Raw genomic sequence first — 22,709 nt, forward strand, 5'->3', positions numbered from 1 at the left:
TTTTTAAAAATCAATGATGGAAAAATATATTACCGCAGATATTGAATACCAGGCCCAGCAAAGCCAATTAGGCTCTTTTAAAAAGGTTTATAAAATTGAGAAAAAAGGCAATGTAAAAAAATGGCTGTATGGTATGCTGATCATTTTAATATTAGCGATGTTGTTACCGTGGACGCAAAATATCCGGGCCAAAGGAACCATCACTACACTCAGACAGGAACAGCGGCCGCAGGAATTAAATACCATTATCGCAGGGCGTGTACTTAAATGGTATGTAAAGGAAGGAGATTTTGTGAAAGAGGGCGATACGATTTTACAATTGGGCGAAGTAAAGGTGGATTATTTTGATCCCCAATTGCTGAGCAGGACGCAGCAACAAATTGATGCCAAACAGCAAAGCATTGAAGGATATAAAAGTAAGGCAGGCACGGCTGAAACACAAACTTCCGCTTTGTTACAAGGCCAATATCTAAAGTTGCAATCATTAGATAATAAACTGCTGCAACAACAACTGAAAGTTACCAGCGACAGCACCGATTTACTTGCGGTAAACAATGAGCTGGGAGTATATAAAAGGCAAATTGATGCGGCAAAACTGATGCTGGATAGTGGCGTTATATCGCTGGTTGATTTTGAAAAACGAAGAATGAATTATCAAAATGCTGCTGCAAAAAAGATCAGTGCTGAAAATAAATATTCGCAAAGCAAACAGGAGCTGATTATATTAAGAATAGAAAAAAACAGTACTATTCAGGAATACACAGATAAAATATCTAAAGCAGAGGGCGATAAATACTCATCACTTTCTAATGCTGCTTCCACAGAGGCAGATGTAGCAAAACTTAAAAATATTTATTCAAGTTATGATGCAAGGAATCAGTTGTATTATATCAAAGCTCCGCAAAATGGCCAGGTTACCAAAGCGAAAAAGGCTGGTATTGGAGAGATATTAAAAGAAGGCGAAATGGTAGTGGAAATTGTACCAACTAATATACAGTATGCTGTGGAAATGTTTATAGAACCGATGGATCTTCCGTTAATTAATATGGGGCAAAAAGTCCGTTTTGTTTTTGACGGCTTCCCTGCAATTGTATTTAGTGGATGGCCAACAAACAGTTACGGAACCTTTGGCGGAAAAGTTTCAGCTGTAGAAACGGCTGTAAGCAGTAACGGTAAATTCAGGGTATTGGTGGCCGAGGATCCGGATGACAGAAAATGGCCTCAACAGTTAAGAATGGGAGGCAGCGCTAGCGGTATTGCGTTATTAAAAGATGTGCGCATATATTATGAACTGTGGCGAAACATCAACGGCTTTCCACCAGATTATTATAAACAGGCAGAAAACAAGGAAACCCAAAATAGTAAGTATGAGTAATGTGCAATCTATTGGAAGGAAATGTAGTGTTGTCTTTACTATATATGTTAGTACAATTCTATTTAGCTACGCACAGGATCAACAGATGCAGGTGCTTACTGAAAGAGACTTTATCAGCCAGGTAAAGCAATACCATCCCGTGGCAAAGCAGGCTAATATCGCGGTAGAAAAAGCGGATGCTGCATTGTTGTCAGCTAAAGGAAATTTTGATCCCGCCATTGCCTTTGAAGCCAGCAGAAAAACCTTTGATGGTAAAAATTATTATTTCTATAATAACCCGGAGTTGAACGTTCCTTTGCCGGTTGGTAATATTAAAACAGGCATTGAAAATAATGGCGGTGATTATATTACATCAGAAATTACAAAGGGCAAAACAAGTTATCTCGGCCTTGAAATTCCGCTGGCCAACGGGCTACTGTTAGATAAAAGACGTGCGGCACTGCAACAGGCTAAATTATTCAGAAGCCAGAGTGAACAGGAGCGCCTGGTAATATTAAATGACCTGTTTTTTAACAGCTACCTCGCTTACTGGAATTGGGCCGCAAGTTATCAGCAATACATAGCTTACAGTAAGTTTACCGAAATAGCCATTAACAGGCTTAGGTTAATCCGGATTGCCTTTACTCAAGGCGACCGTGCATTGGTGGATACCGTTGAAGCCTATACTCAGCTGCAGACGTATCAGCTGATGCAATCGGAAGCCCTTTTGAAATTGACGAACGCAAAATTAGAGCTGGGTAATTATTTATGGTTTGAAAATAATAGCAGTTATCAATTACCTGAAAATTTTCTTCCTGAAAATTTTAATTTTGCTCCCGCTGTCACCAATCAAAACGCAGAAGAGCTCATTGCCCAATCTATACTTCAACATCCTGTTTTAAGAGTTTACGACTTTAAATTAAGCAGCCTGGAAGTAGAGCGTAAATTAAAACGCCAGGGCCTGCTACCTTACCTTTCAGTAAAAGCGAATCTGCTGAATAAAGATTACTACGCTCTTAAAAACCTTAGTACCAATTTTATCCAGAATAATTACCGGTGGGGTATAGATTTTAAAGTCCCCTTGTTTTTAAGGCAGGCCCGTGGCGACTATAAAAATGCGCAATTAAAAATAAAGGAAACAAACCTTGAATTCAATAATAAACGCCGGCAAACCGAAAATAAAATACGCAGTTATTACAATGAATTAATTGCTTTGGCCAGCCAGTTGCAAACTGCACAAAGCATGTTCAATAATTACCAGTCCCTACTACGCAGCGAAGAATTAAAATTTTCGCAAGGCGAAAGTTCCCTTTTCCTGGTTAACACAAGGGAAATTAAAGTAATTGAATCAGAGCAAAAAAGACTCGAGCTGGTTTCAAAATGGTACAAGGCGAAGTACGCTCTGGAATGGGCTGCTGGTAAACTGTTTTAAGCCATTCTACTATCCATCCATCAATCAATTTAATGTAGCCCGGTGATTAAGATAAGGATCTTGTCTGCTATTATTTTAAATGATAAATACATTAAAATATTTTATGCTTACTATAGATAAGATAAATGAAAACTTATGAATAGATATGCTCATTTTTGCAGTATAAAACTAAAACAACAATAAACTTTATGACAAAAATTACTGTAGCAAAAGGCGATGGTATAGGGCCGGAAATTATGGATGCCACTTTGGACATTATCCTGACTGCCGGTGCAAAAATTGAAATTGAAGAAATAGCAGTAGGTGAAAAAGTGTACCTGGCCGGCAATACTTCAGGTATAGCACCTGAAGCGTGGGACACTATCCGGCGAAATAAGATTTTCTTGAAAGCTCCCATTACAACACCACAGGGAGGTGGATACAAGAGCCTTAACGTGACTACCCGTAAATTCCTTGGCCTCTATTCCAACGTTCGGCCATGTATGAGCCTGCATCCTTTTGTAAGCACCAAACATCCTGTAATGGACCTGGTGATAGTCAGGGAAAACGAAGAGGATCTTTATGCAGGTATTGAGCACCAGCAAACAGACGAAGTAGTGCAATGCCTGAAGTTAATCAGCAGGCCGGGTTGTGAAAAAATAGTTCGCTATGCTTTTGAGTATGCCAGGCAACAGGGACGAAAAAAAGTAACCTGTTTTACGAAAGACAATATCATGAAACAAAGCGATGGTTTGTTTCACCAGGTGTTTGATGAAATTGCAAAAGAATATCCCGAAATAGAAAATGAACACTGGATTATTGACATAGGTGCGGCAAAGCTGGCAGATACCCCTGAAATTTTTGATGTACTGGTTATGCCAAATCTGTACGGTGATGTGTTGTCTGACGTGGCTGCTCAAATTACCGGTTCTGTAGGCCTGGCCGGCTCAGCAAATATTGGCGAAGAGTGCGCTATGTTTGAAGCCATTCACGGTTCAGCTCCACGTAGAGCAGGACAGAATGCGGCCAATCCTTCCGGCCTGCTGCAAGGGGCTGTAATGATGCTTAACCATATAGGCCAAACCGATATTGCTGAGAAAGTTCAAAATGCCTGGCTTAAAACCATTGAAGATGGTATTCATACGTATGACATTTTTAAAGAAGGCACCAGCAGGCAGCAGGTAGGTACAAAAGAATTTGCCAAAGCCGTAATAGCCAATTTAGGTAGTAAGCCTTCGGTGTTAAAATCAGTGTCTTACGCAAAAGACACGCCCCTTAACCTGCCGAAATATCAAAGAAAGCCTTCTGCTCAAAAGGAGTTGGTGGGAGTTGATGTGTTTGTACACTGGGCAGGAACAGATGCCAACGAACTGGCCAGCATTCTTCGTAAAACAGAGCGGCCAGGTTTAAACCTTACGATGATAACAAACAGGGGTATAAAAGTATACCCGGATGGTTTTAAAGAAACATTTTGTACTGACCATTGGCGTTGCAGGTTTAAGCCGGCTGACGATAGTGTGATTACAAAAAAAGATATTATTGATTTGCTGTCGAATGCTGTTGCGGAGAATATTGATACAATCAAAACAGAAAATCTGTATTCTTTTAATGGTAAAGCAGCCTATTCTTTAGGGCAGGGACAATGATAATATTATAAGATGATTAACCTGATAATATATCTGAAACAAGACTACGATCCTGTGTTGCTGGTAGAAAGATTACTCACCTGCCAATTGATAGCCAGTGCATCCATAGATCAAAATAATGAATCGTTTACATTAAAGGATGGTACGCTTTCCAGAGAGGTTTATAATGTGATAACAGCACAAACTAAAGCATTGCTGTTTACAGAAATCGCAAAACTAATTGAAGACGAATGCGGGCGGGAAGTACCCATTAACGCAACACCCATTGTTGCATCAAACAAAATATTTGACGAGCTATTAAGGTCAAGAACATTAAAAACTTAAAAAATTAACACCATGACTATTCAACTTATCCAGGGGCAATTTAATGCCAATGAAGCTATTGACATTATTACAAAGATGATTCATGTAAAAATCAAATACCATGAAAATAAAATAGCCGGTAACAGCAATGAAGAAGATATTAAAAACAGGGAAACCAAAATTAAGCACCTTCAAAAAGAGCTATTTGAAGCCAGGAAGGGAATACTTTTAAAAAAAGAAAATGTAGGCATAGATGCCACAATCAATATTATATAACAAGCGTAGTATAAAGTAAAAGATCAAATACAAAAGCATTTGCATCGCCCTTAACATACCTGGTATGGCTATATTTTTTGTGTTATCCATATTAAACCATGATGGTATGCTGAGTCAGCTTTTTTTATCCTGTCATTAATACTCTATTTGAGAACACCCAGGCTGGTTTCAAATAAGAAATAAGAATTTAAACATACACCATAAAACATGAAGAAAAGCCAGGACTTTACATTAATTGAAGGTGAATTTACTCCCCAGGACGCAAAGGAAGTGCTGATAAATTTGTACTCCAGCAAGCTAAACTTTCATGTAATGAAGAATTTTAGCTCTAACGAACGTCTGGGAAAAGATGATGAAACATCAATAAAAAGAATTCCGGAATTGAAGAAAAGTATTTTGCATATCACCGAAATTATAGAGAACGCAGTAAAAAAGAAAAAGAAGCTCATCATCACCGCAATGGTCAGCATTGAAGTTAAAAATAGTAAATAGTTTTATTTAAAAGGAAGACAGCTGCTCATTGCTACCAAACAGGAAAAGGAAAAAGTAATTTGACTGCTCCCACAACAGGCGAATGTGATTGGGCATTACCGGATAGCCGAATATTGGTTAATTAAATTTGTATTTGTATCAGATACCATATTTACACTAAATTGTATCAAACTTCATCCAATGCAAAAGAATAAGAAATTGGTAAAAGCGCCACAAAAAGAAACGACCTTAATTAAAATTGCCGGAGCAATAGGAACAATCGCCGGCAAGATATCCAATCAAAAAGACCATTTAATTGAAGCAGCAGGTAATGCCGTTGAATCGGTGAAGGAGGCAGTCAGTGATCTTGTTTCAAAAGTGGAACCAGCTGCGGGCAATGTTCCTAAAAAAGTAGCAAAGAAAGCTGCCAAGAAAATAATTAAACCGGCAGCTAAAAAACCAACAAAATCAGTTGTGGTAAAAAAAGCCGCCCCGGCTAAAAAAAGAGTTTCAAAACCTGTAAAAAACGCCGTTAAAAAAAATACTCCGAAAAACAACAAAAAGAAATCATAGGTTATTACCACCGGCGGCTCAACGGGCTTTTGCAGTATGGCTGATGATGCTGCGCAGGGCTGAGTATGTTCGTTGCTCAGGTAGTACATAACGTCTCTTCATATTGCACTTGCCCGGCAGGAGACGTTGCAGGGAAGGAAATTGAAAACGCGGCAAGCGTATCCGTTACAATTCAGCCCCGCAAAACTTACAAAATTTCGCATTCACATCATGCCCTTCCCGGCCACAACTTAAGCAGGCGTCGGCACGGGTTTCTTTTTTCCGCATTGCTACTGCCATTTCATTGGTGAGAATGCCGGTGGGTACCGCAATGATGCCATAGCCCATCAGCATGATAAGACTCGCAACAAACTTACCGGCAGGTGTTACAGGTGAAATATCGCCATAACCTACTGTGGTAATAGTAACGATTGCCCAATAGATGCTATCGGGTATACTATCAAATCCATGCTCTCCTTTTTCTACCAGGTACATGACCGACCCCATAATGATTACCAGCGTTAATACTGCCAGCATAAAAATGCTGATCTTGCGCAGACTGCCTTTTATTGCCCCGCCTAAAAACTGCATCTCTGATAAAAAATGTGAGAGTTTAAAAATGCGGAAAATGCGCAACAGCCGCAATGCCCTGAACACCAGCAGCGATTGGGCACCGGCAAAAACAATGCTTAAATAAGAAGGAATAATGGCCAGCAAATCGATCATGCCCAGGAAGCTGAAAACATATTTCCACGGCTTTTTAATGCAGATCAGTCTTAAAATATATTCAATTGTAAAGAGGGTTGTAAAAATCCATTCCATGATGAAGAACAACTGCCCGTTCAGCAAATGCCATTTACCAATGCTGTCCATCATAACCACCACAATGCTGGTAATAATGAGTACGAGCAGGGAAACATCAAAAGCTTTGCCTGCTGCGGTATCCGATTCGTAAATGATCTGATGAAGCCGGTATTGCCAGGATGATTGTTGTTCTTTTTCCATATGCATAATTTGTTCAATAAAGATACTCCAGGTATATTACAATCTCCTCCGCATTTAACATGCAGCTAGTCTGCATCAAAACTGCACATATGAGAAATTTAAACTGCAAAATCAGATCGCTCTGGCGGGGTAAATAAACGGCATCAATCATGAAAAACAGCCGGGTCTTCTTTTCCAGGCAATTGTCCTTTGTCTTCCTGCTCGTCTTGCTCAATAGCGGGGATGGCATCTGAAAAAATTAAACCATTTTGAGTTGCATGTTTGGCAGCTTCCACCGTGTTTTCTACTATCACCATGTCCACCTTTGAAGACCGGAGTGATTCTGATACCGCTATTGCCAGTTTTTTTCTTTCAGGCAACTGAACATCCCTGATATAAATGGCAAGCATGCGACCCGGAAACTCTTTTACTACTTCCTGGTAGATTACCGGGTCTTCCTGGCCACTGTCACCAATCAACACAAAGGGAAGATGCGGATAAGCTTTCAGTATCTGCCTGATCTCTTTTAGTTTGTGCCCCATATGTCCGTTGTCTGCAGGGGCTTTCACATCCAATCCAAAATCACGCAGCAACAGCGGGCCTGCTGGTATGTTATTCAGGTCGAGAAAATCTTTCAGCAGGTCGTACAGGTTCCAGGGACTGCTGCTTACATAAAAAAACGGATTGTTTCGCTTACCATTGCGGCCAAGTTGCAGTGCATTGTAAAATTCAGCCACACCTGCAAATGGTAATCTTGTTCTGGCATTGTTTAAAAATGTAGCCCTGCTCATTGCAAGCAGACTGGTGGCGCCGGTTTCTACAATGGTATCATCTATATCGCTGATGATGCCATACTCCGCATCCGGCGGCGGAATCATTACTTCAGCCGATGCCTTTAAGCCTTTGATAAAAGGGATGGGTGCACTTACAAGTTCCAGCGGTATTGGATGCCACAGCACCCCGTTTATGATTGGCGTCAGCGGCTGCACGTTCAGCACAAAATAGCCTTCCTTATCAGTCACTATCTCATGCGTTTCATTTGCCAGCAAAACATTCAGCCGGGCACCGGGTACTTCATCGCTTTCAAAACGTTTATACATGTTGAGAAGATTGTTCAATACGGTATCCTTATCGGTGGCGGCTTGTATTTGCTTGTCTTCCAGTACACGGCCTTTGATATACAAATTACCGGCGGTGCCATAACTGCGGTAGGGCACAATCTGCACGGGATCGTTCAGGCCCAGCTTTGTTTTAAAGCTATAACGCAGCGCATCCCATTTATCTTCCAGTGCCGATGCAGATTTTATGAAGACCTCTTTCCAGTTTGACATAGTACATATATTCTGATATCTAAAGTTAGGTTAGTTTAAATACCGGGTCAGCCTTGAAGAATGTTACGGGTGGGTGCATGGCTTATGTTAACAGCATTATTGGTACCCAATAATTGTTAACGCATATGTTTGTCTGGCATCAAACCTGTCAACGTGTTTCCGACCCACTATCGGAAACTTTTTATCCCGGTAAAATTATTTCGTGCAGATCTGAATAAACGCTGTTACGCTGTCGTAGGATGCAAGTTAAACTTCATTTAAGGCGGTGTACGCATTGCGATGACTATTGTATTTAAAGCCGCTGATTTCACTTTTATTTGTACAATAATTCATTTTGCTATAGGTCGGTGGGGCACAGCCCTGGGGGCCGAAGAGATTACAGTCGAGTAGGCAAAAGCATTTCAGCCCAAGCCGTTCACGGAACCGTACATGAAACTCTCACTTCATACGGCTCTTATTATCTAATCATGCTTTTATTCCAATCTTCCAGTGATAAAAAAACAATGGGGTTTCGGCTTGGATAGATTTGTATTTCTTATACAAACCTGCTTTACCTCCTATCTTATACGTGTTCTTAATCCATTTACGGATTGGTCCATTTAAATAATAAAATACCCCATGTGCTTCATCTTTATTAAACCTCGTGTAATAATTTATCCAGCCACGTATCTTAGGATTCAATCTCATTGCAAACTACTCTAATGAGTAAGTCCACTGTATTCGCAGCACTTCTTTGATTGCAGTTCTGATACTCGTTTTTGCAGCATTACAGATAGCAGCTCCAAACACCATTAACAACCTTGGTTTACCAAACTTGCTTTTGATGCTTCTTGGCTGAAAACTATAACTTAGAAAGGTGAAGCTTTCATTATCATGCGTATCATTGTGTTGATAGTTTTTGCAATACACAATCTTCGTCTTTTCGGGATGAAGGGTCAATTCAAATTGTTGCATCCTTACTGTTAGTTGTTCAAGCATTTGTTCAGCTTCTGCTTTAATGCTACAATAAATAACGATGTCATCGGCGTAGCGTTCAAAAAGACAGTTTAGGTACGTTGCATCCATCCAATTATCAAAAGCATGATGAAGGTAAATGTTGGCCAGCAATGGACTTACTACGCCTCCTTGCGGAGTACCTTTTTTTCGCTGCTGTGCTTCCATCTTCCGGTTCAACTCCTGCTTTTAACCAACGACCCACATACATCAATACCCACTTTTCCGCTGTGTGCTGCATCAGTAATTCCATCATAATACTGTGACTGATATCAAAGAACCCTTTTATATCCACATCCAGCACCCATGCCTTTTGATTACAGTTGTACTGGCATTGTGTAAGTGCATCATGTGCACTTCTGCCGGGTCTGTATCCAAATGAACTGTTGTGAAAGACTGCTTCTACTGTGGTTCAAGATAATCTTTTACTACTCCCTGTGCTATGCAGTCTGATACCGCTGGAATGCCCAATGGTCTTAAACCTCCTTGTTTCTTTGGAATAAATACCGTTCGTACAGGAGGTGGGAAATAGCTGCCAGATGTCATACGGTTCCAGATCTTATACAGGTTGTCAGACAGGTTTTCATTGAACTGCTCAATACCCTGTTTATCTATGCTTGCACCGCCATCTTTGTCCACAACTTTTAGGTAACTGTCGTACACCATCTGTTTACTTACTGGTAATGATTTCGTCATTTTCTTTCTTCCTCTTCCACTAACAACTTCATAAGTTACTCACTAACTTAAACCTCAGTCAGCGGTGTTGTTTAAAAATAATTTTGACCAGATAACCGAAGCCCTTCGCTACATATTCATTACAAAGACTTCATCACTACTATGGCTTCGTCCGACGCTTACTGACACTTCTCCCGGCTTGACCGGAATTGTGCAACGATAATAACCGACACCGGCTTTTACCAGATTGGTGTTTCTTCTAACAAAACTCTCATTGCTGCATTTATTGCGCATTGTCAGTTAAGCCTCTCACCTTTCGTATAAAAGCCTGTGTAAAGCTCCTGCCCCCTTACTGCCGGTTGTTCTGTAGCCAGTAAACAGATATCCGCTACAGCCTGTCGTATCAACAGTTGGTGATGGATACTTTTAACAACGAGGATCCGTTTCGACATGTCCTCGGTAGGTTCACTTTCGTTCAGCTTCTTTACACTTATCTGATCCCGCTTTAGCTGAACCTTTTGCCTAAACGTTCAGCAACATGCCTTTTGAACATAGCACCTTTAGGTGGTTTGCAAACCCTGTCTGTACCGCGTATGCGGCAGGACTGCTACCATCTTTTGTGCAACATTGAAAAGAACTATCTATTCCTCTCATTCGTGACACACCAAACCTCGGATAGTAACATAGCATACAATAATTATCTTATCAGCAGTACAGTACCTTTAATTGCTTTATCTCTACCATCGATATCCGTTAAAGAAATTACCCATAGATAAGCACCGGCAGGTTGCTTGCTTCTGTTAAAAGTGCCATCCCATCCTTTTGTCATATTTACCGTTTCAAAAATCCTTTCACCAAATCTGTTGTATACTATCATCCTAAACTTGTTAACAGAAAAGGGGTATTTTACCCTGAAAATATCATTTAGATTATCGTTGTTGGGACTGAACGCGGTTGGTATATATACCTGACAAACTCCCTGACTTATTATAATAGAACTGGTAGCAGTACCACATTCGTTGGACACTGTTAAAATATATTTACCACTATCAGTCACGTTAAAAAAAGAAAAAGTGCTTCCATCCTGCCAATGATATTCAACGGGAGTATTTAATGCAGGCCTTAACATTATTGACATTCCCTTACAAATAAATGTATCCGTTCCCAGCGTAAATAAGGGCTTGGGAATGTAGGAAATATTGATTGTATCAGCAGCACTACAACCATTCACCGTTGCTGTAACATAATAACTGCCTGCTTTATGTACAAGATACTCCGGACTTTTGCTGCCATCCTGCCACAGGTAAGTTGCATCGGTTATTTTAGTTGTAAGCAGTTTGGTAAGGTTTTCACAAAGCGTCGTGTCCTTTCCAAGATCAATAACAGGCGATGGTTTATATGTTATGTTTACAGTGTCAGCAGCAAAACAGCCCCGCTGATTTATTGTAAGCCAATAAACGCCTTGCCTATTAATCAGATATTTATTGCCGGTGCTGCCGTCATTCCACAAATAAGAGGCATTCGGCAAATTAAAGTCATACGACAAAGTCGTTGCAGTACATAAGACCGTATCAACTCCTAAAGAAAAAGCAGGAGGTATTATCTCGCTGATTTGAATTGTTGCAGTATCAATACAACCGTTAAGTCCTTTCGCAATCAATGAATACTTCCCCGCACTCACCACTACATAAAAAGGCGCTGAACTACCGTCTTGCCAAATAGCAGATTGTATGTTGGAAGGCGCCGTAAGTGTTATTTTTTCACTGGTGCAAAAAGCAGAATCAGCCGGCCAGTTAATAAGCGGCGGATTTAATACCTGGTTAATTTTGATACTATCGGTTGAAACACAGGAATTGGAGTCTGTAACATTTAACCAGTAAGTGCCTGCTGCGCTAATTTGAATAGATCGGGTGGTATCATTGTTGTTCCAGCTATATTTAATAAACCCATCGCCTGCATCTATCGCCAGGGGTTTATTATTACAAATGTGGTGTCGTTTCCGAGAAATATGGTTTGAGGTTTAAATATCTTTACAGAAACTTTATCCGTTATAGTGCAGGTTTCATTTAACTGATATTTCAATTCAGCAGTTCCTGTGCTAAAACATTGCAAATGCCCGGCACTGTCAATTGTTGCTACCTTATTATTATTGCTGTACCAAAAGCCCCCGCTTACCAGCTGGCTTAAAGTTAGTTTAGTGCCCGTACAAAGATTTTTAGATGATGAATTTACCGCATTTTCACTCACAGCCTTTACACTAACGGTACGGTTTGACGTAATGAATTCGCATCCGCTCAATTGGATAGTGTAGTGAATAATTGCTGTGCCTGCCGTTAAACCTTTCACTAAACCATTTGAATCAATTTGGGCAACAGCATCATTGTCCGATGTCCACACTCCTCCTGGTATTGCAGCCAACAATACAATCGAATCATGCAGGCAGATTGTTTCTGAGCCCTTGATTAAATCGCTTTGAATACTGGAAATTTTTCTGACAATATTGTTATTTAATTCAGTAAAATAAATCTGTTGCGATTTATCTAACACAACGCTCCATGGCCAGTTTAGTAATGCATCTTTTGCAGGCCCGCAATCACCAGCATAACCAGCAATGCCTGTTCCTGCAACGGTTGAGATAATGCCATTTTGTTTATCTACTTTTCTTACTCTGTTGTTTAAGCAATCCGTCAGGTAAACGTTGTCATCCTTATCTAAAGTAACAGCAGTTGGCGTATTGATAAGGGCGTTTACGGCTAGTCCCCCATCACCTGCATATCCCCAGGAAAATAATTTCCTGGCAACAATACTTGTAATATTTGTTGCAGCATCCACTTTTCTTATAACATGATGCCCCTGGTCAGCGATGTACAGATTTCCTTTACTGTCAAAAGCAATACCCAATGGTTGACCAAGAGCAGTTTCAGTTGCAGGATACCCTTCGCCAGCATTATAACCTCCGCCTGCAAATGTTGAAATAACACCTGTAGATATATCAATTTTTCTTATGCGATTATTACCCATGTCTGCTACAAAAATGTTTCCTGCAACATCTAAAGCAATGTCCGCAGCACCGTCAAAATATGCGTTTATTGCCGGGCCATTATCACCTAAAACATTCCCATAAATATTAGTAATGCCTCTGACACCCGCAATGGTAGTAATTGTCTGGGTTGCTATATCCACTTTTCTTATGCATGTGCTGGCATCACTGATATACATATTTCCCTGTTTATCAAAAGCTATCCCGCGGGGATTTAGCAACCCTGCCTGGTTTAACGGGCAGTTGCCTCCATTGCTGCCTAAACCTACAACGGTGGTTATTATGTGGGTAGCAGCATCCACTTTCCTTATGCGATGATTTGAATTATCTACTAGGTATAAATTATTATCGCTACCAAAAGCTACACCGAATGGGTTACTAAATTGCGCTAGCGTAGCCAATCCACCGTCACCTGTGTTGCCTGCAGTACCTCTGCCTGCATATGTTGTAATTGTTTGCGCAATTGCTGAGTGGAATAAAAAAATGAGGATGAAGACAAAATTGTATTTAATATTCATAAGGCGCAATGCATTTACTCTAAACAAGTGGGTAAGCAGGGTTATTGGTAATCATTAAAAAACGGTACTGGTATTTGGTCGGAAGCCGCAATTTCCGCAAACTATGTAAAGTAAGTAACATGTGCAAAGTAATCAAACTATACCATATTACTTTCCTGTTGCAATGAGCGTTTTGAAATGTATAGATATTCAGCGGCGGTTAATATACTTACAGAAAGGCAAGAAGCACTGAAATGGAATTAAATTTTGTGCATGTGCACTTCTGCCAACAGCTTTATTTTTCTTTGGTCATTTTCCCCAGCTTTTTTGCACCGCCATAGCTTAGCCGATAACTCATTTTATTGGCATCCATTTCTAATACCTCAATGGTAATGGGGCTGTCTGGCTTTATTAATTTTGCTGCAGGATCATTCGAGGTCAGTAATCGCAAAACGTAAGTACATTTATCTAGCCAGGTGATTAACCAAATAGTTTTATACTGTTTGTCTTCCGTGACTTCATGCATCTTATTACCTTCAATTCTGTCAATGTATTTTTTGCCGTTTGCTGTATAGCTCCAGTTACCAGTAAACAGGGCCTTGAAATTGCTGTTATCAACGAGCGAACTTTGTATGCTGCTTGTATTTACTGAAGTGTATGCCTGTTCACCCGCAGTTAACGTTACCAGCCCGTTTAACAATTCTTCCATGGCACTTTTGTATTTATCAACCATATTTTTAGCCGTGTAGCCAATAAACTGCACCGTACTTTCTGAGTTGGTAAAATAGTAAGTGAGATAATTTATTTTGATACCCTGCACTACGGCATCGCTGTGTATATAAAACCGTTAATCCATTTACAAACCGGGTTTCTTCATGAACAATCTTAAATTGGGAAGTGGCTGCCTGCATACTCTCAATGGCTATTTTTCTTAAACTTTTTAAATCCATCCCCATAGACTCATTAACAATCTGCCCTCCTACGGAACTATTTTCTTTTAATTAAAACGAGTATTCAGATGCATCGCAGGCTGACTTTACAAAGTTCCATTGCTTTGAATTAAGCTAGACGCCGACAGGGACAATTTTGCTCTTCAACAGAAAGTTTGCTGTTGAAACTTTTTTAAATTGCGTTGGGTTAACAGTAATTGAATCATTATTTTTTACTGCTTCAACATATCGCCAAGTACCATCAGCGGCTAACAGTACTTGTTCCCCCGTTTCTGTAACCGCTTTGGTTTGACCTTGTACAGTATAGCAGGTAATGATAAGGAGTGTGCTGAATAAAATTTTGCATAAAGTCATAGGGTGAATGGTTATAAGGGTTTGGTAAAAAGGCTTATTGTTAAAGCATTTGGGTAATAGCAGGAGCTTAATTATAACGAATATAATTAATCAGGCAATATGTCCCTTGCATAATATTACCGCCTTTTCGATTATTCATTTTTTTCTATCGTGGTTGGTGCATCTTCCATTATCGAAAATCCTTTCTCCTCATTGTACGTTGTCCTCACCGACCACGTCTTCGCTTAGCATACTTCACCGAAATGGGCTAGTTTGCCGAACGCACCTTCCTGACCTGCGTAAAACAGGGTCGTTGTAAAGCTTTGTACCAGCCACTGTAGGCTGGTGATGAAAATCATTTTATTTTCATCCGGCTTTAATAAATGCTATCATTGATTGATGGTAATTGTCCAAAAATAAACTTCATTTAATTCGGTGTACGCATTGCGATGACTATTGTATTTAAAGCCGCTGATTTCACTTTTATTTGTACAATAATTCATTTTGCTATAGGTCGGTGGAGTGAAAATCATGAGTAGAATAAGTAGACAAATTCAATCTAATTAAAATCGCTCATCGAGCGAGTGATTTATGGGATATATACGGATCGGCTAATTACATAATTTCCTCCCCAGCAGCCTAACAGAGTGTAAATTTGGTTGGGGCCTGGAATTTGGGGTAATGGACGAGTATCACAAACCATTGGTTTGTTATTAAACGTATAATACACACGAATATTTCTATTTGGCCCACCTGGTTGACCGCTGTTATTAATCATGGCAGCCCAGCCTTGATTACACGTTTCGTTAGGCAGATGAACGTTTCCCACGGATACATATTTGATTGAATCATCTTCAACAGGGCGAGGTGTGTATGATACAGTAATAAATAAAACTGCTAGAAGGATTAAGAATATTTTTTTCATCGGATAAATTTTTATTTTATAATTATTGTTGAGTCTTGCTTTAATTTTGGCTTCTCTCTCGTATCTATTCTCCATCTGTGCCCCTTGGTCGTTACTTCATGATCTTTGCCATATTTGTTTGCCGCCTCCTGGGTGTCTACCCAAGGACATAGTGCACCATCTCCATCCGTACAAACAGCCATGTATTGATATGTCGGTTGATTCTGATTCTTAAAATCAATTGCAGAGGTGTTCAATACCAGCTGAAAATTAACAGTCACCATTAGAATGGACGATAATAATAGTTTAAACATGATGTTACGTTTTTGGTAGTTAAGATTAGGCTACTATGTGAGTTTGAAGAGGAAAGCTCAGGCAGGTAAATCGTAAATCAAAGTACAAATATTTTATAAAAATTCAAATCAAAACTCAAAAACTTTTTTAATCAGAATTCTTTGATGTTTTGGTTTGTGAATTTGCAAAAGAAGGTATAAACAAAGAAGCCGGCGCCAATATTATGAATGGATCAGTAAGTGCCTTCCTTTCCTGCAACGTCTCTGAAAGGGCTTTTGCAGCATGGCTGAGGACGTTGTGCCAGGCTTAGTAAAATCGTTGCTCCGTAGTACGCAACGTCCCTCGCTAACGCACTGGCCCAAGAGGAGACATTGCTGAGAAGGAGGGGTGTAGGAGTTTACACCTGCCACTGAAGCAGAGGCAGGATCGAAGTTTACACCAATCACGCAAGCAGTATCATGGATTCACTACCAATGTGCCAGCCATAGAAAGTCCGTGAATAGTACAATGATAATCAAAAGTACCTGCGGTTGTGGTGGTGTAAGTTGCTGTGGCTCCGCCGGCAATATTGCCCGTGTCAAAAGTTGTGTTGTCGTTGGAGGTGGCGGTGTGGGCATAACTGTCTTCATTTTTCCACTTTACAGTCGTTCCCTTTTTTACAGTAAGTGTTGCAGGCGAAAACTTCATATTGTAAATTTGGATCTCATCTGCTGAAGCCGAAGGCGCAGGACTGCTATTATAACCGGAATTACCATTACTCTTGCTGCACGAATGGCCGGTTAGAAGACCAACAGTAATGAGTGCAGTAGCTGAAATTAATGATTTCATTTTCATACACTAGATGTTTTTTGTTTTAGAATAACAACACTATCAAAAACGTAGCTGGCTACAAGAAGGTTGCCCGGGGCTGCAGGCTTTTGAGCCAACAATATATAAAACAGGAACGAATTTCCGGCCGAATGAAAATGAAAAATCAGGACATGCTGCGCCGTTCATTTTTGACTGGTCCCCCTACAAGCGAATGTGACCGGGCATTACTACATAGCCGTATACTGGTGAATTAAATTTGTATTTGTATCAGATACCATTTTTACACTAAATGGTATCAAACTTCATCCAATGCAGCAGAAAAAGAAATTGGTAAAAGCGCCACAAAAAGAAACGACCTTAATCAAAATTGCCGGAGCAATAGGAACAATCGCCGGCAAGATATCCAATCAAAAAGACCATTTAATTGAAGCAGCCGGTAATGCCGTTGAATCGGTGAAGGAGGCAGTCAGTGACCTTGTTTCAAAATCGGAACCAGCTGCGGACAATGTTCCTAAAAAAGTAGCAAAGAAAGCTGCCAAGAAACTAATTAAGCCGGCAGCTAAAAAATCAACAAAATCAGTTGTGGTAAAAAAAGCCCCCCGGCTAAAAAAAGAGCTGCAAAACCTGTAAAAAACGCCGTTAAAAAAAATACCCCTAAAACCACCAAAAAGAAATCATAGATTATTACCGCTGGCCACAACCGAGTAAATTAATTAGGGTGTCTTACAGGACCTCCTTCCCGGCAACGTCTCTCACCGAGCCTTGATGCATAGTTGAGGACGTTGCGGCAGTTTGCATTAGGCTTTGCTTAAGTTCACCTTTTCCATTTCCATAAAATTAGTAACCGGATAAATACCCGGTACACCCGTGAGATAAAATCTCGCTGAGCTATGAATGTAGTCAATGGGATTGGCTGCCAGTTGCCATTTACCTCTGCACGGGTGGTTATGCATGTAGTTTAGTTTCTACCATACAAATTCGTTGCTGCGATATCGTGTTGTTTATTGTTTGCTCTTTTTATTGGTTCTACATGGGCGGATAATTTTTGCAATAACGCAATTTCATTGTTTGCTTCCAGGCGGTCAATCATTTTGCACGCCATCAGTCTTTTGCCATTGCCAACAATAGTGTTGAACGTTTTTCCAGCAACGTCTCTCAACGAACTTTTGCAACATGGCGGAGAACGTTCCGTAGAATTGCTCACGTTTGTTGCTCGGTAGTACGCAACGTCCCTGGCCAACGCACTGGCCAGGGAGGAGACGTTGATGCGAAGAAGCTAAATAATTGAAAATGCTTGCATTTCAAAAAAATTGTAATTACATTTACTTCAGTGCTTGTACTTTCGTTTTTCGATTCCGATCTCTCTGGAAATTTTTCATCCAACTCTTTCTTTATTCTCCTTCCTGCCACATCCTTGTAGAACATAGTTTTGGGTAATAGCGCTACTACCAGCCGCAGCTTTATCAATTTGAGTTCACCACTATCCTGCTGATAATAACAACATTCGTTGGTCCCTATTTTTATTAACCAATAAAACAAAAGTTATGCAAACATCTTTCAAGGGCAGTTCGCTCCAGGTTTTCCTTTTGTGCTTTATTATTGGATTCGCATCCTGTAACAAAGAAATAAAGTATACGGAAAACAGCAACGCGATAAAAGCTGACAACAGCACGTTTAGCAAAACAAGTAACACAACACCGGCTACAATGCTGGTTATTACAAAAGGCCTCAATCATCCAAGAGGATTAAAATTTGGACCAGATGGTAATTTATATGTTGCAGAAGCAGGTAATGGCCCGACTGCATTGTGCAGCACACAAAGTTGCGCTGCTTTGCAACCTGCAGTTTTCTCTCCTTATTTTGGTTGCCCTACCGGGGGGCGCATATCCAGAATTGATCCATCATCAGGCAGCCGGGCAACTGTTGTTGACAATCTGCCTACAAGCGTAGGAACTAATTTGGACGGCACTAAAGCAGACTTCTTCGGGCCGGCAGATGTAGCCTTCATAGGTAACACACTGTATGTGCTGCAGGCGGGAGCAGGTTGTGGCCATGGCGTTCCGTCTTCAACCAACGGCATATACCGGATCAATTCAAATGGAAGTCATACGATGATCGCTGATCTGGGCTCGTGGTCAGTAGCACATCCGGGTGCTCACAATGAGCCTGATGATTATACACCTGAAGGCAATTGGTATAGCATGGCAGTAGCAGAAAATAGCTTTTATGCATTGGAACCCAATCATGGCAATTTTGTAAAAATTAGTTTGGATGGAAGCATTCAGGAAGTGGTAGATATTTCTGCAAGTGAAGGACATATTGTTCCAACAGCAGTGGCTTATAAAGGCAATTTCTTTGTAGGCGATTTGGGCGTATTTCCTATTACAGGTATCTCCAGCGTTTTTAAGATTACCCCAAGCGGTATAATGAAAAAAATGGCCACAGGGTTTAATGCTATCGTAGGGCTTGTGGCAGACAAAAACTCAAATATCTATGTGCTGGAGATGACTGCCAATAACCCTTTCCCAACTCCGGGGGCAGGCAGAATAAGAAAAATCAATGCCAATGGAATGGTAGAAGATGTGATATCAGGCTTAAATTTCCCTACTGCAATGGCAATGGGACCTGACGGAAATTTGTATGTATCCGGCTGGGGATTTGGACCACCATTGGGTGAGCTGGTGAAAGTAACATTGAACCATTAAATAACAGGATCTCAAAAATTGAGAAACCAATCTATTCATCCCTCAAAATTATTTTATGGGAACAAAAATGTTATACGCAGGATTATTGCTGGCATCAGCATCTTTATTCACCCTGTCATGCCAGAAACAGTCCAGCCAGCTGTTAAATAAAGAAGAGAAACTTTCTGCTGAATCATTAAAAAATAAAACAACCCTGTCTCCGTCTTTTGATTTGAATGTGCGTTTTTATGGCAGCGACGACGCCGAAGGACATCTCAAATTTCGCCAGGATCGTGATCCGGCTAAAATCATTGACCTTGATATTGAAGTACACCTGCAACCCAACCATGCATACTTATTGCAAAGGGCGGTAGATGCCATCAATGTGGTTGATGGCAATTGTACCAGTGCATCATGGTTAACACTTGGTAAGGGACTGACCCCTCAATCAATATTCACAGATGAAAATGGAGACGGACGCGAAGCGTTGTGGAGAGATGTAACAGCCATTCCATCAGGGTCAGCATTCGACATCCATTTCCAGGTTATTGATGCAGGGAGCCTCGCTGTGGTGCTCACCAGTGATTGCTACCAATACAAAGTAAGATAGTATCATCTCAGTAGTAATATGCCCTGGAACGGCTATCAATGGGCCTTTGCAGTGTAGCCGGAAACGTTGCGCCGGGCTGGTTACGCTAGTTGCTCCGTAGTATGTAACTTCCCTGGCCAATGCACTAGCCTGGGAGGAAATGGTACCGGCAAGCGGGTCTGTAATATTATGGAAATATATTTAGATAGCATTACCGCACAGCATATACATCATAGCTTACATAAGAATTCTCCATATTTGCTTCCCCTATTCCCAAACATTGTATCCGGTTAAGCCAGAGGTAATCAAGATGCGCTGTTTGGCAGTGGGGTACTACGTGCAGTGTAATTCGTGGTGGAAGCTTTCCCTCCAAAAAGTTTTGATAGCCGTAAATTCCTAAATCTAAAACCCCTTGGTAGGAAATGGAAATTAGTGCCTTATCATGGGTTTCAAGTGTTGTGCGAACATCAAGTATGCCTATTCCTGCAAATCTGCAACAGTCCAGGCATTTAGTTAACTACGAATATTAAAGATTGCGATGCATTTTTCGAGTTACAGGTTATTACGTACACTCCACTAACGGCATTGCCTAAAGGTATGTTTAAAGATGTGTTTGATGAATTTCCGCGACCTATTAATACACCACTTGCTGAATATAATTGCCATCTGCAAAGTGCATTGGCCTGGTTATTAATCATAACTGATTTATTCCCTGGCTGATATATTATTTTAAGCCCCATTGCATCTCCATGCTTTATTCTAATGACCGGAGAGTACGTAAATGCATTATCTGTGTCAACCACTTTAAGCCGGTAAAAGCCACCTGCATTAAGGGTTGAACGCTGTGTAAAAATGTAATTTTTATTTAAGGAGCTGTTTTGTGCGGCTTTAACCTGGCCTGCGGCAGTAAAAATATTTCCATCTGTGCTTTGTTCAATCACAAAAAAAGCGGTGTTTACTTCATTAGTAGTTGTCCAATGCAAAACATCGTTGTCTGCAACAACCTGGCCCGTAAATGACAATAAATGCAATGGCAGCAGTGCGGCACTTGTAAGTTTTACCAGCTCATATCCTGTTGTAATGCCCGATACACTTGCCTGCAGATAAAGCTCGTTATGATATTCAAGGAAATAATTATCACTTCCAAACTGCGAATAATGGCTTATAGGAAATGTTGTATTATTGGCTTTCATGGGAATGGTCCCTGCTGTGGTGCCATTACTTTGATAAGTTGAAAAGTCCACACCTGAAATCATATACAAGGTATTATTCCAAATTGCTGAAAACATGGTAGAAGGAACTGCACCTTTTACCAACTGCGTATTGACCGCCGTGCCATCCGATTTCCAAAGTTCCTGGGTAGCCCATGCGATAAAATACAAGGTATCTTTATAAACTGTAATGGCACGTGGCTGGCTGCTGCCTGAGCCCGCTACCACATCTTTTACCATTTGTGTCCCTAATGCCGTACCATCCGTTACCCACAGTTCTTCGCCGTTTACACCATCCCTTGCTGAAAAATAAATTTTGGTATGATATACCTGGAAGTTCATCGGTTCACCGCTGCCGGCAGGATAAATGTCTTTTACGATATTTGTACCCGCACTTGTTCCATCTGTTACCCATAACTCATCTCCATTAATGTTGTCGTTTACATTAAAGTACATCTTGCCATTTAATACCGGCGAATTGCCATTAAAATTGGCAACTATAATACTTGCTTTTACAAGTACAGTTCCGGCAAGCGTACCATCACTTTTCCACAAGCCGCTTCCTGAGCCTGTTCCATCATCACTTTCAAAATAAATTTCATTATTTAAAACTGCCATTGCTCTTTCGCCATTAAAGCCATTCGCTATGTTGTCTTTCACAACAATCGTATTGCCAGCAGTACCATCAGAGGCATACAGCCTTTGACTTCCGTTCGTATTATTTGCTAAAAAGAAAAGCATATTATTGGCAACGGTAAAATTTTTTGGGTTAGAGCTTGTGCTGCCTGGAAATATATCTTTAAGCATTACAGTACCCACGGTAGTGCCATCGCTCACCCAGGGCTCCTGCCCGTTTATACCATCATTGTAAGAAAAATAAATTTTATTATTATAGTTCCGGAGTTCCTGTATGCTGTTACTAATACCTCCAAAAGGCCCAACGTTGGAGGTTGTAGCACTGGTGCCCAGCGTAACCCAAATACTATTGTATTTACTGGCATCCTGCGCAATAAAAAAGAGCTTATCGTTTGAGATGATAAGGTCATGCGGAAAAGAACTGCCTGCGGTATTAATGTCTTTTACGTTTACAATATCCTGCGCCGTTAGCGATGGTATGCTAAAAAAAAATACAACTGCAAAAAGTAGATGTTTTTTCATGTTTAACAATGATTAAGTAATGATAAATAAAACGTGGAGTAAATAAGGCAAACGCTTCGCCAGGTAATGGCTAACTAAATATATGTGTTTTTGATGATTCTCTCTATAAAATATTCTTCTTGCCAGCAACGTCTCTCTCCAATTCTTTGAAGTATAGCCAAGGACGTTGCGCCGGCCTGAACATTATTCATTGCTCCCTGGTATGCAACGTCCCCGGCCAGCACACTGGCTCGGGAGGAGACG

At 40.5% G+C, this 22,709-nt stretch carries 27 protein-coding genes; 11 read left to right on the forward strand and 16 right to left on the reverse strand.

Annotated features, from left to right (window positions below; genetic code table 11):
* Nucleotides 1–13 precede the first annotated feature (13 nt).
* From QWZ08_RS06905 to QWZ08_RS06935, 7 genes are all read left to right on the forward strand, one after another.
* Nucleotides 14–1,375 carry an HlyD family secretion protein gene (locus QWZ08_RS06905; protein WP_290336546.1) on the forward strand — a complete coding sequence of 454 codons (1,362 nt, stop codon included), beginning with the start codon at nt 14–16 and terminating at the stop codon, nt 1,373–1,375.
* Complete coding sequence (locus QWZ08_RS06910) at nt 1,368–2,786, forward strand: TolC family protein (protein WP_290336547.1); 1,419 nt, start codon at nt 1,368–1,370, stop codon at nt 2,784–2,786. Before QWZ08_RS06905 ends, QWZ08_RS06910 begins: the two co-directional genes overlap by 8 nt.
* Nucleotides 2,787–2,974: 188 nt before the next feature.
* The gene (locus tag QWZ08_RS06915) at nt 2,975–4,411 is read left to right on the forward strand and encodes an NADP-dependent isocitrate dehydrogenase (RefSeq protein WP_290336548.1); all 1,437 of its coding nucleotides are present in this window, start codon (nt 2,975–2,977) and stop codon (nt 4,409–4,411) included.
* A 12-nt stretch (nt 4,412–4,423) separates the two neighbouring features.
* Nucleotides 4,424–4,735, forward strand: coding sequence for a hypothetical protein (locus QWZ08_RS06920; protein WP_290336549.1), 312 nt, complete (start codon nt 4,424–4,426; stop codon nt 4,733–4,735).
* Between the two features lie 12 nt (nt 4,736–4,747).
* Nucleotides 4,748–4,990, forward strand: coding sequence for a hypothetical protein (locus QWZ08_RS06925; protein ID WP_290336550.1), 243 nt, complete (start codon nt 4,748–4,750; stop codon nt 4,988–4,990).
* A gap of 207 nt (nt 4,991–5,197) precedes the next feature.
* Nucleotides 5,198–5,482 (forward strand): hypothetical protein, encoded by a 285-nt coding sequence (locus QWZ08_RS06930; RefSeq protein WP_290336551.1) that lies wholly within the window; start codon nt 5,198–5,200, stop codon nt 5,480–5,482.
* 180 nt (nt 5,483–5,662) lie between these two features.
* Entirely contained in the window at nt 5,663–6,034 is a 372-nt protein-coding gene (locus QWZ08_RS06935; RefSeq protein ID WP_290336552.1) for a hypothetical protein, read from the forward strand.
* A gap of 165 nt (nt 6,035–6,199) precedes the next feature.
* Here QWZ08_RS06935 and QWZ08_RS06940 read toward each other — a convergent pair whose 3' ends face one another.
* The 6 genes from QWZ08_RS06940 to QWZ08_RS06960 form a co-directional block, all read right to left on the reverse strand.
* Entirely contained in the window at nt 6,200–7,018 is an 819-nt protein-coding gene (locus tag QWZ08_RS06940) for an ion transporter (protein WP_290336553.1), read from the reverse strand.
* 143 nt (nt 7,019–7,161) lie between these two features.
* Entirely contained in the window at nt 7,162–8,328 is a 1,167-nt protein-coding gene (locus QWZ08_RS06945; protein ID WP_290336554.1) for an App1 family protein phosphatidate phosphatase, read from the reverse strand.
* Nucleotides 8,329–8,793: 465 nt separating this feature from the next.
* On the reverse strand, nt 8,794–9,015 hold the full coding sequence (locus tag QWZ08_RS28185; protein WP_353960475.1) for a group II intron maturase-specific domain-containing protein: 222 nt from the start codon (nt 9,013–9,015) through the stop codon (nt 8,794–8,796).
* A gap of 6 nt (nt 9,016–9,021) precedes the next feature.
* The gene (locus QWZ08_RS06950; RefSeq protein ID WP_290336555.1) at nt 9,022–9,501 is read right to left on the reverse strand and encodes a reverse transcriptase domain-containing protein; all 480 of its coding nucleotides are present in this window, start codon (nt 9,499–9,501) and stop codon (nt 9,022–9,024) included.
* Between the two features lie 222 nt (nt 9,502–9,723).
* A complete protein-coding gene (locus QWZ08_RS06955) occupies nt 9,724–10,017 on the reverse strand; it encodes an RNA-dependent RNA polymerase family protein (RefSeq protein WP_290336556.1) in 294 nt (97 codons plus the stop codon).
* 676 nt (nt 10,018–10,693) lie between these two features.
* Nucleotides 10,694–11,677, reverse strand: coding sequence for a T9SS type B sorting domain-containing protein (locus QWZ08_RS06960; protein ID WP_290336557.1), 984 nt, complete (start codon nt 11,675–11,677; stop codon nt 10,694–10,696).
* A gap of 49 nt (nt 11,678–11,726) precedes the next feature.
* On the opposite strand from QWZ08_RS06960, the gene QWZ08_RS06965 reads away from it, so the two are divergent.
* On the forward strand, nt 11,727–11,876 hold the full coding sequence (locus tag QWZ08_RS06965; RefSeq protein ID WP_290336558.1) for a hypothetical protein: 150 nt from the start codon (nt 11,727–11,729) through the stop codon (nt 11,874–11,876).
* 79 nt (nt 11,877–11,955) lie between these two features.
* Here QWZ08_RS06965 and QWZ08_RS06970 read toward each other — a convergent pair whose 3' ends face one another.
* The 6 genes from QWZ08_RS06970 to QWZ08_RS06995 form a co-directional block, all read right to left on the reverse strand.
* A complete protein-coding gene (locus QWZ08_RS06970) occupies nt 11,956–13,554 on the reverse strand; it encodes an NHL domain-containing protein (protein WP_290336559.1) in 1,599 nt (532 codons plus the stop codon).
* A 274-nt stretch (nt 13,555–13,828) separates the two neighbouring features.
* A complete protein-coding gene (locus QWZ08_RS06975) occupies nt 13,829–14,353 on the reverse strand; it encodes a hypothetical protein (RefSeq protein ID WP_290336561.1) in 525 nt (174 codons plus the stop codon).
* A gap of 244 nt (nt 14,354–14,597) precedes the next feature.
* A complete protein-coding gene (locus tag QWZ08_RS06980; RefSeq protein WP_290336562.1) occupies nt 14,598–14,837 on the reverse strand; it encodes a hypothetical protein in 240 nt (79 codons plus the stop codon).
* Nucleotides 14,838–15,405: 568 nt separating this feature from the next.
* Nucleotides 15,406–15,741: a hypothetical protein gene (locus QWZ08_RS06985; RefSeq protein WP_290336563.1), complete on the reverse strand. Its 336-nt coding sequence runs from the start codon at nt 15,739–15,741 to the stop codon at nt 15,406–15,408.
* Nucleotides 15,742–15,752: 11 nt separating this feature from the next.
* Nucleotides 15,753–16,034 (reverse strand): hypothetical protein, encoded by a 282-nt coding sequence (locus QWZ08_RS06990; protein ID WP_290336564.1) that lies wholly within the window; start codon nt 16,032–16,034, stop codon nt 15,753–15,755.
* A gap of 436 nt (nt 16,035–16,470) precedes the next feature.
* Entirely contained in the window at nt 16,471–16,842 is a 372-nt protein-coding gene (locus tag QWZ08_RS06995; RefSeq protein WP_290336565.1) for a cupredoxin domain-containing protein, read from the reverse strand.
* Nucleotides 16,843–17,133: 291 nt separating this feature from the next.
* Here QWZ08_RS06995 and QWZ08_RS07000 point away from each other — a divergent pair, with 291 nt between their 5' ends.
* Entirely contained in the window at nt 17,134–17,454 is a 321-nt protein-coding gene (locus tag QWZ08_RS07000; protein WP_290336566.1) for a hypothetical protein, read from the forward strand.
* A gap of 167 nt (nt 17,455–17,621) precedes the next feature.
* On the opposite strand, the gene QWZ08_RS07005 is transcribed toward QWZ08_RS07000, so the two are convergent.
* Both QWZ08_RS07005 and QWZ08_RS07010 read right to left on the reverse strand, forming a co-directional pair.
* Complete coding sequence (locus tag QWZ08_RS07005) at nt 17,622–17,777, reverse strand: hypothetical protein (RefSeq protein WP_290336567.1); 156 nt, start codon at nt 17,775–17,777, stop codon at nt 17,622–17,624.
* Between the two features lie 5 nt (nt 17,778–17,782).
* Nucleotides 17,783–18,028, reverse strand: a complete 246-nt coding sequence (locus QWZ08_RS07010; RefSeq protein ID WP_290336568.1) for a hypothetical protein — start codon at nt 18,026–18,028, stop codon at nt 17,783–17,785.
* A 340-nt stretch (nt 18,029–18,368) separates the two neighbouring features.
* On the opposite strand from QWZ08_RS07010, the gene QWZ08_RS07015 reads away from it, so the two are divergent.
* Both QWZ08_RS07015 and QWZ08_RS07020 read left to right on the forward strand, forming a co-directional pair.
* Entirely contained in the window at nt 18,369–19,529 is a 1,161-nt protein-coding gene (locus QWZ08_RS07015) for a ScyD/ScyE family protein (protein ID WP_290336569.1), read from the forward strand.
* Nucleotides 19,530–19,584: 55 nt separating this feature from the next.
* Entirely contained in the window at nt 19,585–20,118 is a 534-nt protein-coding gene (locus QWZ08_RS07020) for a hypothetical protein (protein ID WP_290336570.1), read from the forward strand.
* Nucleotides 20,119–20,308: 190 nt separating this feature from the next.
* On the opposite strand, the gene QWZ08_RS28190 is transcribed toward QWZ08_RS07020, so the two are convergent.
* Together QWZ08_RS28190 and QWZ08_RS07025 are read right to left on the reverse strand one after the other, a co-directional pair.
* Nucleotides 20,309–20,602 carry a DUF3237 family protein gene (locus QWZ08_RS28190; protein ID WP_353960478.1) on the reverse strand — a complete coding sequence of 98 codons (294 nt, stop codon included), beginning with the start codon at nt 20,600–20,602 and terminating at the stop codon, nt 20,309–20,311.
* 4 nt (nt 20,603–20,606) lie between these two features.
* Complete coding sequence (locus QWZ08_RS07025; RefSeq protein WP_290336572.1) at nt 20,607–22,466, reverse strand: ELWxxDGT repeat protein; 1,860 nt, start codon at nt 22,464–22,466, stop codon at nt 20,607–20,609.
* Nucleotides 22,467–22,709 lie beyond the last annotated feature (243 nt).

Origin of the sequence: Ferruginibacter paludis, assembly GCF_030409685.1 — a bacterium.
GTDB classification, from domain to species: domain Bacteria; phylum Bacteroidota; class Bacteroidia; order Chitinophagales; family Chitinophagaceae; genus Ferruginibacter; species Ferruginibacter paludis.